This is a genomic window from Tamlana carrageenivorans, from assembly GCF_002893765.1.
Taxonomy (GTDB): Bacteria; Bacteroidota; Bacteroidia; order Flavobacteriales; family Flavobacteriaceae; genus Pseudotamlana; species Pseudotamlana carrageenivorans.
The window spans coordinates 895671-909323 of the sequence record NZ_CP025938.1; the positions used below are offsets into that span (position 1 = coordinate 895671).

A 13653-nucleotide genomic window follows, 5' to 3' on the forward strand; every position below is an offset into this window, starting at 1 on the left:
AGTCTTCAAAGGTAAAAACTATTCGACATAATCAATACGAATATCGTCCAATTCGTAAACCCCATCAAAAGATTCTTGTCCGCCACCCGTATATTTAAAAGCGATATGCACCATGCCTGTGGCACAAGACAAATCGACCACACCAGAATTAAACCACGGCACAAAGGAATCGGAGTTTTTAACTATGTATGCTGCCGATAACACAGCCCAAGTAGCTTGTAGTACCCCAGCTTCGGTACCGTCCCAATCTTGACTGCAAAGCACTTCCATAAAACTACTATCGGCTAAACTGTTTGAAGTTTTAAAACGCAGGGTTTCACCATCTTGGTCATCTAAATTTATAGGCGGTGTAATGAGCCAACCAATATTACTCGTATCACCAGAACTAGCACTTTGAAATCTTGCTGATCGCCCTAACGATGCATTCGATGAGGTAGACGAATAACCTTCCCAAGCTTGGGTACCTACTTCCATATAATTGGTCCACCCATCGATTACTATAGGCTTGTTGTTTTTCTGTGCCTCAAAATTTTCGGTTAGTAAATTTCCTAACCCGTAAGATTCGGCAAGACCGCAATTCAGTTCCATGGGGTCGCAGCGTTCGGGATCATCAAAAAGGACATCAGCAGAACTGTTTACAGCTAACACATTAAAATCATCGCCATAATCCCGACTATAGACCCCCGAAACATGGCCTTTTCCTTGCGGAACAATAAGCGATTTAAAATCGGCATAGGTACTGGTTTGCATCATCACTGAAACACCAGAGTCGCAGGACTCTAAAACGCGAAAACCATCAAATTCATCATAAGCTTCACTAGAAAAGCTTGCGCCTAATTCAAAGCGATTCAATTGCATATGTTCTAACTGAATGAGGGTGTTTTCATCTTTAGCTGTTAAATCTTGTAGTTGCACCAGCTTAGGCTGTATCTCTGCAATTTCAGGACTTCTACTAATAACGGAAGGGATTTCCGAAGCCTGTATTTGTCCGACACGAACACCATCACCTGTTCCAATACATAACACACCACTGTTCTCACCTACGGTTAAACCGTTCATTTTTACATAAACTTTTTGTCCGAATTGAAAAGTTTCATACAAATTGCTCTTATTTAAAAGCAAGCAAAAACCAAGTCTCGGATCGGCATCGGGATCACTCCCATCGGTTTTATTCTGAATGATGAGTTCTTCAAAAAAATTCCCCGATTTATCGGAAGACACCACATACCCTTCAATAAACAAATCGGTTTCAGATTTTATAACGACAGTTGAATTTCCACCGTTTACCGCTTGCTCGTAAAGTGATTTTATCGTTTTAAAAGTCGTCTTGTTTTCAGAAGGTATTTGAGGTTCCTTAATTGAAGTTTCAGGAAATTCGTAATCGTCTGTTTTTACACAGGATTGGAGCAAACCAACACACAATAAAAGTAGTAATACGAATCTAAGGCTGTTTATTGTCTTCATAAAAATCTGTATTAAAAACTAACATTCAGGTTTAAAAAATAGGTTGTCCCACGACCATACCAATATTTTGGTCCGAATACAGGGGTTTCTAGAGCTTTGTCATCGCGAAGCTCACGGTAATTGGCATTTCTGCCTTGTTCAAAACCACCAGTTTTATAACTGGCATTAAGCAAATTATTAACGCTAGCAAATAAACCCACATAGTGCTTACCGAGTATCCATGATTTTCCACCAACTAAATTCACCACCATATAATCATCAAACCGTTCTTGTTTCAGCAATTCCCTAGCGATATCTTCATCGTAATCATTAAATGTTTGTCCGTCGTAATCGGTATTAAAATTGGAAGACCGCTTTAGCGGACTCACATCCAAAAACGTATTGGAGAAAAAATTTGCCGTAGCCCCGAACCACCAATAATTGGGATCTCGATATTCGAACCCAATGGAATACGCGTTTTGAGGTCCAGAGGCTAATCGATAATTTTTAAGTTTTGTTTCTCCAAAATACTTCGCACCATCAACAAATCCGGCGGTTATAGCTTCAGCATCTGGTTCTGTTGTTAGCAATAGATTGGGGTTGTTAGCATAGATGAACTGCCCCAGCGAGGCTACCCCTTTAAGTTTTAAGGTTGAAGTGACTTGGGCTTCAATGCCTAACTCGGCTCCAAAATGTTTCTTTTCAATATCTTGTAAAATCTCCTGAACAAAAACGGCATGATCCCCGCCAACGCCATCAGCAAAATAAAAAGCAATGTCGTTAGCACGCCCTATTTTTGTAAAATATCCCGTTAATTTAGCCTTAACTATCGAAGAGCGAAAATGATAACTAACATCAACCGACCTGATATTTTCTGTTAAAATTTGAGGTACGGTATTATGATTTTCTTTAGCATTTGAAAAGGTATTCTGAAGGCTTGGAGCGCGTGATAAAACCCCTAAATTGCCATCAAACAGATGTTTCCCAGAAAATTTATAGGTGAATCCGCCTTTAAAACCAAATCCTGTAAAATTCATTTTTTCCCCTTTGCCTAAAGAGTTATCTGGAAATCCGCCATTTTGATACAAGCCTTCACGTTGGTATTGGGTTTGACTGAATTGTCCTGACAAATAAAAATCGATTTTGTTATACCTAAACTGTGCTTGAGCAAAAGCATTCAATGCCTTAGATAAAAGGCGATAATGGTATTTAAATTTGTCTCCCTCTGTTACGAGACGATTAGGGTTCTGTAAATCATTTTGCGCCTCATGACTGTTGGATGCAAAAGCATCGACATCCAAATAATGCGTAGCACCTAAAAGATCCAGTACATTAGCAAAATTTTCTGAATTCAACCCGCTATAATTAACCGCCGCATTAAGGGTCACATTATTATTTATAGCCGTATTTAAAATTGAATTTATAGTAAACTGCGTATCATCTACACGATCTTCGTACAAAGCGTAAATCGCATGACCTCCTTGTGCGGCATGCGATATATTTGCCTCATACATATCGCTCCAATGTATTTGCCCATCACTTTGAAACGCTTTTAAGGCTTGATAGGCATACTCTAGATGGTCGGGATCATTCCGCTCAAAGTAACTTGGGAGTTTTTGGTAGTACGTCGGACTCGGATTAGATCCTCCTCCTTGTGGCATGCCGTCAATTAAATCGGTGCCATTGTAATCCAATCGACTATTTCCCATATGTCCAAACTGAAAAGCGATATTGGTATTAAGTATCGTTTTAGAACTCAGATTCCAATAATGATTAAGCATGAGTATGGGTTCGTTAACTTCCTTTAGTCTCGAATTGCGTTTTTCGCCATCTTGCCAACCCCAATACTCATTGTATTTTGTGCCTTTTATGTCGTAAACTTCTTGGGTGTTTGGTGATGATTTTCCGCGTATATTGGGCGTGTAAATGGCCGTAAAATTTAAACTTTGATTTCCGTTAAATTGCTTTTCTACACTAGCAAAAAAGGAATTGGCACTATATAAAGTAGCATCCTGATACCCTTCCGAGCCCCATCGCCTACCTAAAGACACGGTGTAAGCCCAATTATTTTTTAACAAGCCCGAAGCATATTTTGCCATAATGCGGTGCGCATAACTTCGGTTGGAGGATGAATAGGTTAATCGGCCACCAGAACGTGCTTCCGAAGGGCGTACATTAATATTGGTACTCCCTAAAACACCTCCAAAACTAAAACTAGAAGGCGCAAGACCAAAGGCAAGCTCTTGATTTCTAAGCACATCATTTAATCCGCCCCAATTACTCCATTGCGGTCGGCCGTTAAAACTTTTGTTCATCGCTACTCCATTAATAAGTATGGCACTGTGGTTAGAGTCTAAGCCGCGAGGTCTAAAAAATGAGGCACTAAATTCAAAGGCTGCGGTACGCTGAAAAACATCTAATGAAGCGGCTAGTAATCCTGAAATATTATCGGAAGCTAAAGTATCGTCGTGCAGTTCGTCATCAGTCAAACTAATGGTAAATAAATCATTGTCTGGTGACAAATTCCGACTCAAAACCATATCGTTAATATTAAGCGTTTTACCTTTGTAAACCACAATGGGGTAACTTTTTTGGTTGTAACCCTGTTTTGAAACTACAAGAATTTGTTCGCCTAGCGGAATAATTCCTTCGAGAACAAATACGCCCAAATGATTAGATTGCGTTTTAAGTGAAGTACCTTCCAGATGGATTATGGCGCTTTCAATTGGCTCAAGGGTTTCAGAGTCTTTAACACTACCCACAACAAGCGTTTCCTGTGCATAAATAACACATGATATACTTAGAAAAAAGATTAGGAGCAGCGACTGTTTCACATAAAATATTTGAAAGCCAAAAATATAAAATTATCCGAAATGATAATAAAATCTTACAATTTTTGTTGTAATATCTTATTTTTGAATTTCAAATTATTATCATGTCGTTATTAAAATTATTTAGCTGCGCCCTCACTTTTCTACTTGTGACTAACCTAAATGCGCAACAAAAAAAATATAAAATTCGCACCATAGCCTTCTATAATCTCGAAAACTTTTTTGATACCATTAACGATCCCAATACGCTCGATGATTACAGCCCCATTATGGAACTCAAAACACAACGCCGTGAAGCCTATCAGCAAAAAACAACCAACATGGCGCGGATTTTAGCGGATATAGGCAGAGATCTCACCAGTCACTCCCCAACGCTTATAGGGGTTTGTGAAATAGAAAACAAGCGTGTTTTGGAAGATTTGGTTTCAGATCCACATTTAAAGTCTAAGGCCTACAAATTCATTCATTTTGATTCACCCGATGCTAGAGGCATAGATGTCGCTTTATTATACCGACCTGAAGTTTTTATGCCCATATACCAAAGTTCTCATGTTCTAAAAATTTACGACGAAACAACCGGAAAACGCGTTTTTACTAGAAATCAGCTTTTAGTAAGTGGCAAGCTTGAAAATGAATGGATTCATATTATTGTAAACCATTGGCCTTCGCGACGTGGAGGTGAAGCTAAAAGTAATTACAAACGGGTGGCTGCGGCCAAATTGAATAAACGAATGATCGACTCCTTACAAGTAACCGATCCGTATGCAAAAATTATTATTATGGGCGACTTAAACGATAACCCTAATAACCAAAGTGTCAAAAAAATACTAAAAGCCAAAACAGATAGAAATCAGGTGGGATTGAAAGGTTTATACAATCCCTTTGGCAAATTTTACAAAGATGGCTTTGGTACTACAGCCTACCGAGATGCTTGGAGTTTATTCGATCAAATGATAATAACCAAACCGCTACTAGAAAAAAACCAAAGCGGTTTTAGGTTTTACAAAGCCGGTATTTACAATAAAAACGCTGTCATTCAACAAACAGGCTCCCATAAAGGTTATCCTTTTAGAAGTTGGAGCTACAGCGGGTTTTCAAATGGTTTTAGCGACCATTTTCCGGTGTACCTCTATTTAATCAAAGAAGCTAAAAACGACTAGCTTAACCAGGTACCCCAAGGAATTCTAGACAGCAATAATATTAAGGCTGACGAATAAAAAATAGCCATGGTTTTTAATTTGGCCTTTGAGGTAAGTTTTCTTTTATGCTTAGAATAGCCCATAGTAATTAAAGCAATGGCAATAATATTAACAAATGGGTGCTCAACTAGATAAAGTCTCGCTAATGAATTACTCATTACTTTACCACCTAATTCGCTCCACAACTCGAAACGTGGTGATATAAAATACAACACTAAGCCAATTAATAATTGAATATGAGATACAATTAATGAGAATAAACCTCTTCTAAAATCATTATTTTCATATTCCTTATCGCCTAAGGCTTTAACAATAGCAGTAACCGCAGTAATAGTTATAACAATGAGGACTAAATAGGCCCAATAAGAGTGAAGCGACAATATAATCTCGTACATAGTTGGTTGTGTTTTATTTTAAAAAAATCAAAGATAACAATTATAGGCATAAAAAAACCATGCATTTCTGCATGGTTTTTAATTAGCTTCAATTTTAAATTAAGATTAAATGTTTTTTTGCCAAACACCATCTTTTTTGATCATGAACATATCTTCGGTGGTATTTGTACCGTTATAGATGTCGTAAGTCATAATATATTTTTGACCTTCTTCAGCATTAGGATCCATATTATCCAACAAGATGATTAAGGCTTGTTCAATCATATCTAAACTCCAATAGTTAGCATTACCTTCTCTTCTATCAAAGTTTCCGTAATTCCCCATACTTGAAGCAGGACCTTCAAAACCAGGTTCACTAGCTAATTGCGCAGACATATAGTCATAATCCGATCTTAACAAGGCATATTTTATAGTATTATCTGGAACCCATGTGTTCCCATCATGACCAAACTGTAAAGTACTTTCTATCACGGAAGAAATAGCATTCCAATTTGCACCATCATATACGAAAGGAATTAACTTCATTTCTTTTGGTTCGCCATTAATAAATAATTCATACATCGTTACAATACGCTCTCCTGAACTAGCATAAGGGTACAACGATTTCAAGTAGATTGAGATGTTATTTTCAGCAACATCTTCATTTGAAAAATTAGGATACGATTGTTCCATATCCATGTATTCATCAGCAGTAAACTCACGCACCATTTCCCAACCTTCAAGTAACACGAAGTTATTGGTAAGTTCTGAAGTCGATCCTCCAGAATAATATTTATACGTTAAATCTACCACATCACCTCTTACGGCATTCGGAAACTTATAAACTAAGAAATCTGCCATATCACCTGGACTACTAAAGTTTCCATAACTAAAGCCTAGGTCTTGGTAATCTTGATCGGTTACTTCATAAGCATCTGTAGATTTAATACTATTTGATTTATACAAATTATAAGTGATTAAAGCTTGCGATCCATTTCCCCAGAAAGGGTAAAGTGTTTCAAGGAAACCAGGAATCTCCTCTTTAGCTTGATCTTCCGTATCAAAACTTGAAAAGCTTAATCCCATTGCAGAATAATCATCATCCTGTAATGTATATTCGGAACTCCCTACAATCGGATTTTCAACTTTATCTAATTCCTTATAAACATCTTCCATAGGGTTGCAGCCCGCTAACATGGCGCCAACAGCTACTAATAAAAATAATATTTTTTTCATCTTTAATTTTTTTTAAAAGTTAAATTTGGCACCAATGCTAAATGTTCTTCCTACTCCGTAATAAACTAGTGCCGTACTAGCCATAGAACCTACACCATCATTTGCATCAGAGATATATTCAACATTAAATACATTATTTACTCTTCCTAATAAGCGAACATCAAATGGTCCCATATCGAAATTATGAGATAAGCCTAAATCGAATAAGCCATAAGCTGGCACTTTCCAAGATTCACCAGCACCTTCGGTACCTCTACTACTCGGATCGAAATATGCATATAAGTTATCGTAATAGTTGTAATCTAACATTAAAGTTGTTCTTTCTAAAACATCGTAGTTAGCACCTAATGCAAAAGTTGTTTGCGCGGCATCACCAACACGTAAATCTTTAATGTATAAATCTACTGTTTCAATTAAGTTTTGCTCATCATCAAAAATTTGTACGTTCTTAACATCATTAGCCCATCTCCAGTCACCTAAAGAAGCCATACCTGTAAGTCTTAAATTTTCTGTTGCTCGATATACAAAATCTAATTCTACACCTTGGTGAATCGCGTTTACACCTAAAATATTTGCTGTAGCTCTAGAGCCATCAGGTTGATTAAAACTATAGGTTTCTGTTCTATCATTCCAAGTTGTTCTGTATACGTTAATGTTAGCCGATAATTTTTCAGCTCTAAATCCGTATCCAAATTCCACACTAAAAATCTTTTGATTTTCGGCATCTGGATTAATGTTTTCATTGTCGAAACCAATAAATGCCGCATCAAATCCTCCAGCTTTTTCAAAATAACCAATGTTTGCAAAAACGTTATGGTTTTCGTTTAAGTTATAGTTAGCACCACCTTTAGCCATATAACCTAAGAAGTTATACCAATCGGTAGATTGATTTGGGTCACTATCTAAATAGTTGAAGTAATCGATACGTTTGTAGCCTGTATTAGATCCTGCAACCGAAACGAAAGCAGAAAGGGCATCATAAGAATATTCCAACTGACCGAAAAGACCGATCCAATTTACTAAACCATCATTATGATATAATATCTTGTCTCCAACCTTGTAAGTGGCATTAGGATTATTTTCATTACTATCGTCGGCAAAAAATTGACCACCTAATAAATCGGTTAACTCTGTAAAGTGAATCCCTTTATAATTTCTTAAATCTAAACCTCCCGTTAACACTAAATTATCGGTAAGTTTCATGTCTAAAGTAGATAAAAGGCCGTACCATTCGTGGTCGTTACGAGATGCTCTTAAAATCGTTTCAGATCCTTGAGCTCCTAAATCTTCGTTTTCATCTACAATTTTATCAAAATTTACTGGTCCGTAAAGCCCCGTTCTATAATCACTTACACCATTGTTTCCTAAACCAAATTTATTTACACCAGAGAAACCACCGCCTCCACCAGAACCGAAGGAAGCATATACTGAAGTTGATAATTTCGCATTATCTGAAATGTCCCAATAGTGGTTTAATGAAATTTGTGGTTTATGGTAGAAGTTATCTTCTTGATGAGTAACTTGACCATTTTTATATCCCCAGTCGGCGTTAAAACGTTTTCCTCTTTCGGACGCTCTATAGGTTGAAATTAATTGTCTGTTTTGTCTTTGTCCATGACGTTGTTGTGCGCCAAAAGCAGTAAATGCTAATTTATGATTTTCTCCTATTTCCTTAGAAATATTAATAAAATATGACATGGCATTAAATTCCGTTCCGTCAACATAACCGTCACCATCGGTTTTTGATGCTGAAACGGTAGCAGCAAAACCATTATCCATTAAACCTGTTGAATAAGTAGCGCCAAATTTTAAATACCCGTCGTTACCCACAGAAGTTTCAACCGAACCACCTTCTTCGATATCGGTTGTTTTTGAAATAATGTTAATGGTACCACCAATAGATGGCACAGCAACTTTTGAAGCTCCTAAACCACGTTGTACTTGCATAGAGCTCGTAACATCAGATAATCCAGCCCAGTTACTCCAATATACACGGCCATTTTCCATATCGTTAACCGGTACACCATTAATAAGTACGGCAACGTTTTCCGACTCGAATCCTCTAAGGTTAATACGGCCATCACCAAAACCACCTCCTGCTTTAGTGGCATAAACCCCTGGAGTAGATTTTAAAATTTCAGGAAATTCTTGAGTTCCTAATTTCAATTGAATTTGCTCCGACTTAATCGTAGAAACAGCAACGGGCGTTTTTCTGTCTACTGCTACAGAAGCAATAATTTGAACAGCATCTAGTCCAAACTCACTAGATTCTAAAACAATTTCACCCAAATTAACATCACCAGTAATTGTGATTTCCTTTGTTAAATAGCCAATGTAAGAGATTACAATAACTGTATTTGTTGATTTTGTTTCAAAAGAAAAATTTCCGTCAAAATCTGTTGAAACACCATGAGATGTTCCTTTTTCTACCACATTAACACCTGGTAGCGGTGTATTGATATCCCCATCAACGACAGTTCCTGTAATCGTACTCTGTGAGGATGCCACAGCAGAGCATAACAGCACTGCCATTGCAAATAAAATTTTTGTAAATTTTTTCATGAAAGAATTAATTATTATGAATTAGTCGCTGCAAAAATACATATAAAATACTAATCAACATTAACTAAAAGTTAAGAGAATCAACGTGTTATACAAAAAATAAGACATCATTTCTTTAAAAATGATGCCTTATTTTTATTTGACGTTTATTTTTTTAACTAAAACTTTTGTAATAATTCAATAAATTTTGGGTTGACGTATCATGTGTACTAGATTCAGTGCTATTAAATTCTTGTAAAATTTTACTAGCTAATTGCTTCCCTAGCTCTACACCAAATTGATCGTAACTAAAAATATTCCAAATAATCCCTTGTACAAATATTTTGTGTTCATACATGGCTATTAATTTCCCTAAACTTTCAGGTGACAACTTCTCAACATAAATGGTATTTGTAGGCTTGTTACCTTGGAAAATTTTAAACGGAATAATGGCTTCAGCAGTACCTTCGGCAACGACCTCAGCTTCAGTTTTACCGTTTAGTAAAGCCTCGGTTTGAGCTAAAAAGTTAGAGGTTAATTTATCTTGATGATCTTGGTTACCATGTAAAGATTTTGCAAATCCTATAAAATCGGCAGGAATGAGTTTTGTTCCTTGATGAATAAGCTGAAAAAAGGCATGTTGCGAATTGGTACCTGGCTCTCCCCAAATAATGGTTCCCGTTTGGTAGTTGATAGGATTACCGTTTCTATCGACACTTTTACCATTACTTTCCATAATCCCTTGCTGTAAATAAGTAGCAAACTGATTTAAATACTGAGAATACGGAATTACAGCTTCGCTTTCTACTTTAAAGAAGTTGTTATACCAAACACTAATTAAAGCCAAAAGTACTGGAATATTAGAATCGAAATCTTCATTTCTAAAATGCTCATCCATTTTATGAGCCCCCTTAAGCAAACTATCAAAATGCTCATAGCCCATCGCCAAGCTAATGGTTAATCCTACGGCGCTCCATAATGAAAAACGGCCTCCAACCCAATCCCACATCGGGAAAATGTTGTTTGGATCAATCCCAAAGGCTTGCACTTTTTCAATATTTGTAGACACCGCAACGAAGTGTTTTGCAATGTCCGATTCATCGGCATATTCTAAAAACCATTCTTTTAACGTATTGGCATTCGACAAAGTTTCCTGAGTAGTAAAGGTTTTGGATACCACAACAAACAACGTTGTTTCAGGATTGAGTTTTTTAATCACCTCGTTAACGTGATCGCCATCTATATTACTTACAAAATGTGTGTTTAAATGGTTTTTGTAGAATTGCAAAGCATCTACAACCATGGCTGGTCCTAAATCTGAACCACCAATACCAATATTCACCACATCGGTAAAGGCTTTTCCGGTATATCCTTTTCTAACGCCGCCAACCACTTCGTTAGTAAAGGCTTTTATTTGATCTTTTACCTTATAGATTTCAGGCATAACATCCTCGCCTCCAACTTTAAAATGGGCTGTCTTTGGAGCACGTAAAGCGGTATGCAATACAGCTCTTCCTTCGGTTTGATTAATAATTTCTCCTGAAAACTGACTGGCAATAGCGTCTTTTAGCTTCACATCATCTGCGAGCTCTAATAAATATTTTAGAGTTTCTTCGGTGATTCTGTTTTTAGAAAAATCGACATAGAAATCATCCCATTTTACTGTAAATTTATTGGCACGCTCAGCATCAGCAGCAAATAAATCTTTCATATGTAGGTCTTTTACAGCTTCAAAATGCTCTTGAAGCTTTTTCCATGAAGGGGTGTTTAAAGGATTAATTTTTGGTAGTGTCATGTAGTTGTTTTTGGTTTATGAAATTAAGTGTTCATTCTGTCTAACGGTTTCACCTTTTGGCTCTTCGATAAGCTCAGGTTTAAGCTCGAAAGGAATATCGTCTAGTTGCTCTTTTATAGGTTTGATATATTCTAGGTATTTTACTTTAAGCGAATCTGAAATAGATTGTGCTTGAGGTAGTTTTTGTTTAAACGGATCGACCTGTTTTCCATTCACCCAAAAGCGATAACACACATGAGGGCCACCGGTATTTCCGGTCATCCCAACCCAGCCAATAACATCACCTTGTTTCACATATTGGCCCACTTTAACTTTACGTTTACTCATGTGCAGGTACTGTGTTTCGTAGGTGGCATTGTGTCTAATTTTTACATAATTTCCATTGCCACCGCGACGTTCCGATTTTGTAACCGAACCATTTGCCGTTGCCATAATTGGTGTTCCTATAGGCGCAGCAAAATCGGTGCCTCTATGAGGTCTTACTTTATAACCATAAACAGCAATTCTACGTTTTAAATTATATCGCGATGAAATACGACTAAACTGCACAGGAGCCTTTAAAAATGCACGACGTAAATTTTTGGCTTCTTCATTAAAATAATCTACAATCCCTTTATCGGAGTCGGTCTCAAATTCAAAGGCATAAAACGGTTCGCTATTATGCTCAAAATAAGCTGCTTTAATGTTGTGAACTCCCGTATAAATGGTATCATCAATATATTTATCGGTATAAATAACTTTAAATCGATCGCCTTTTTGAAGTCTTCTAAAATCAATAGTCCAGGCGTAAATTTCATCGGCCAATTTAAAAGCTAACCTCGGACTCAACCCCTGTTCTTCTAGAGTTTCCGAAATACTACTATTTATAACTCCAGTAGCCGATTTTTCAATATAACTTATTGGTTTTTGCTCGGTATAAGCTTGAATAGAGTCTTTAAAATCTACCACCACATAATCCTCTAAATTAGGTTGATATATAAAACACTCTGGCGTTTGTAAAGAATCTTTAGCACACAAAAGTGTATAAGGTTTTCCTATTTGTAAACTTGTAATATCAAAAGTGCTTTTTACCTTTTCTACGATATTATGAATGGTAGAATAGCCTATATGATTTCGACCAAGAATATGACCAAAACTATCACCGCTTTTAATTGTATCGCGTTTAACAACGTAATCGTTTAAATTAAAACCGAATTCATGAACTTCTTTGACTTCCTTGACCACAGGGGGCTCGGCTTTTACGATAGGTGTCGATTCTTTGGAGTTTTCTTTACAAGCCGAAAATAATATGATTAATCCTAAAAGGGCTGTTACTTTACATTTGTTCCCCATGTTTCCTTTTCTGTTTTTGTCCATAATTCTGGAAAAAATATTCTTTTTTGATATTTTGGGTGCATATACTTCACCCATTCACTGCCTCCTGTTGCTTCGGCAGTTTTTCCACCAATATTTAAATAGTGATTTGCGGTGTTGTAATGTGCCATGACCCACTTGATATTTACAGTGTAATCGTAGTGGCGCATGGCTTTCACCAATGCTTTGTTTTCTTGTGCAGCTTTAGGTAACTGTTTAAATTTGCTCCACAAATTGTTGTTTTTATAAAACCGCGTAAAATTAATAAATTCCGATTTATACTTCTGTTCAAAAATTGTTAAAGTATAAGACTTTTTACCTGTAACAAAATCTTTTCCAGCGGCTTGCCAATACAGGTGTTCAAAAGCGTGTTCGTATGAGGTATTTCGATCTATGGTATCCCGAAAACGCTTATCAATGAGATTTATAAGCTCGGTTGATGCAAATTCTATTTTTCTATATTGGGCACTTTGAAAACCACTTGCAGGTGTTAACGTGGTTCTAAAAGCATTGTATTGCTCCAAATCCATACCATCTTTCATGATACTAAACGACGAGGTGAGCACATCAAAATAACGGCTCACCCTCATAATTTTATCGGTAAAAAATTCGGCTGTTAAGGCTTTGGCTTCAGCAACCTGACTAATTTCACTAAGCACCATTTTAAAGAGGAGTTCAGAAATTTGATGGTACATAATAAAAACCATTTCATCGGGAAAGTCGGTTCGTGGTTTTTGAAGACTTAATAAGGTGTCGGTTTGTATGTAATCCCAATAATTAATAGGGCGGCTATGTAATAAACCTTCTAAATGCGTTTCGAGATCTTGATCTAGAGTCTCGTATTTTGCTTTTAGTTTATCTGATAAATCTTTAGTTGCCAT

The 13653-nt window shown here is 36.7% G+C and carries 9 protein-coding genes; 1 reads left to right on the plus strand and 8 read right to left on the minus strand.

Going from position 1 to position 13653, the window contains the following annotated elements; translation table 11 throughout:
- Positions 1–18 precede the first annotated feature (18 nt).
- Together C1A40_RS04205 and C1A40_RS04210 are read right to left on the minus strand one after the other, a co-directional pair.
- A complete protein-coding gene (locus C1A40_RS04205; protein ID WP_158651267.1) occupies positions 19–1464 on the minus strand; it encodes a DUF5689 domain-containing protein in 1446 nt (481 codons plus the stop codon).
- Between the two features lie 11 nt (positions 1465–1475).
- Positions 1476–4277, minus strand: coding sequence for a TonB-dependent receptor (locus tag C1A40_RS04210; protein ID WP_102994806.1), 2802 nt, complete (start codon positions 4275–4277; stop codon positions 1476–1478).
- Between the two features lie 101 nt (positions 4278–4378).
- On the opposite strand from C1A40_RS04210, the gene C1A40_RS04215 reads away from it, so the two are divergent.
- Complete coding sequence (locus tag C1A40_RS04215; RefSeq protein ID WP_102994807.1) at positions 4379–5434, plus strand: endonuclease/exonuclease/phosphatase family protein; 1056 nt, start codon at positions 4379–4381, stop codon at positions 5432–5434.
- Here C1A40_RS04215 and C1A40_RS04220 read toward each other — a convergent pair.
- The 6 genes from C1A40_RS04220 to C1A40_RS04245 all read right to left on the minus strand — a co-directional run bounded on the left by C1A40_RS04220 (position 5431) and on the right by C1A40_RS04245 (position 13653).
- Positions 5431–5868 (minus strand): hypothetical protein, encoded by a 438-nt coding sequence (locus tag C1A40_RS04220; protein WP_102994808.1) that lies wholly within the window; start codon positions 5866–5868, stop codon positions 5431–5433. The two genes, C1A40_RS04215 and C1A40_RS04220, sit on opposite strands and share 4 nt — an antisense overlap.
- 105 nt (positions 5869–5973) lie before the next feature.
- Positions 5974–7083: a membrane lipoprotein lipid attachment site-containing protein gene (locus C1A40_RS04225; protein ID WP_102994809.1), complete on the minus strand. Its 1110-nt coding sequence runs from the start codon at positions 7081–7083 to the stop codon at positions 5974–5976.
- A 12-nt stretch (positions 7084–7095) separates the two neighbouring features.
- Positions 7096–9645 carry a TonB-dependent receptor gene (locus C1A40_RS04230; RefSeq protein ID WP_102994810.1) on the minus strand — a complete coding sequence of 850 codons (2550 nt, stop codon included), beginning with the start codon at positions 9643–9645 and terminating at the stop codon, positions 7096–7098.
- A gap of 154 nt (positions 9646–9799) precedes the next feature.
- A complete protein-coding gene (gene pgi, locus C1A40_RS04235) occupies positions 9800–11419 on the minus strand; it encodes a glucose-6-phosphate isomerase (RefSeq protein WP_102994811.1) in 1620 nt (539 codons plus the stop codon).
- A 15-nt stretch (positions 11420–11434) separates the two neighbouring features.
- Positions 11435–12751 (minus strand): peptidoglycan DD-metalloendopeptidase family protein, encoded by a 1317-nt coding sequence (locus tag C1A40_RS04240; RefSeq protein ID WP_102997128.1) that lies wholly within the window; start codon positions 12749–12751, stop codon positions 11435–11437.
- Entirely contained in the window at positions 12730–13653 is a 924-nt protein-coding gene (locus C1A40_RS04245) for a tryptophan 2,3-dioxygenase family protein (RefSeq protein WP_102994812.1), read from the minus strand. Before C1A40_RS04245 ends, C1A40_RS04240 begins: the two co-directional genes overlap by 22 nt.

Excerpts from the sequence above, each read along its gene's own strand:
- C1A40_RS04220 (WP_102994808.1), bottom strand. The coding sequence starts at position 5,868 with ATGTACGAGATTATATTGTCGCTTCACTCTTATTGGGCCTATTTAGTC.
- C1A40_RS04240 (WP_102997128.1), bottom strand. The coding sequence starts at position 12,751 with ATGGGGAACAAATGTAAAGTAACAGCCCTTTTAGGATTAATCATATTA.
- C1A40_RS04205 (WP_158651267.1), bottom strand. The coding sequence starts at position 1,464 with ATGAAGACAATAAACAGCCTTAGATTCGTATTACTACTTTTATTGTGT.
- C1A40_RS04230 (WP_102994810.1), bottom strand. The coding sequence starts at position 9,645 with ATGAAAAAATTTACAAAAATTTTATTTGCAATGGCAGTGCTGTTATGC.
- pgi (WP_102994811.1), bottom strand. The coding sequence starts at position 11,419 with ATGACACTACCAAAAATTAATCCTTTAAACACCCCTTCATGGAAAAAG.
- C1A40_RS04225 (WP_102994809.1), bottom strand. The coding sequence starts at position 7,083 with ATGAAAAAAATATTATTTTTATTAGTAGCTGTTGGCGCCATGTTAGCG.
- C1A40_RS04245 (WP_102994812.1), bottom strand. The coding sequence starts at position 13,653 with ATGGCAACTAAAGATTTATCAGATAAACTAAAAGCAAAATACGAGACT.
- C1A40_RS04215 (WP_102994807.1), top strand. The coding sequence starts at position 4,379 with ATGTCGTTATTAAAATTATTTAGCTGCGCCCTCACTTTTCTACTTGTG.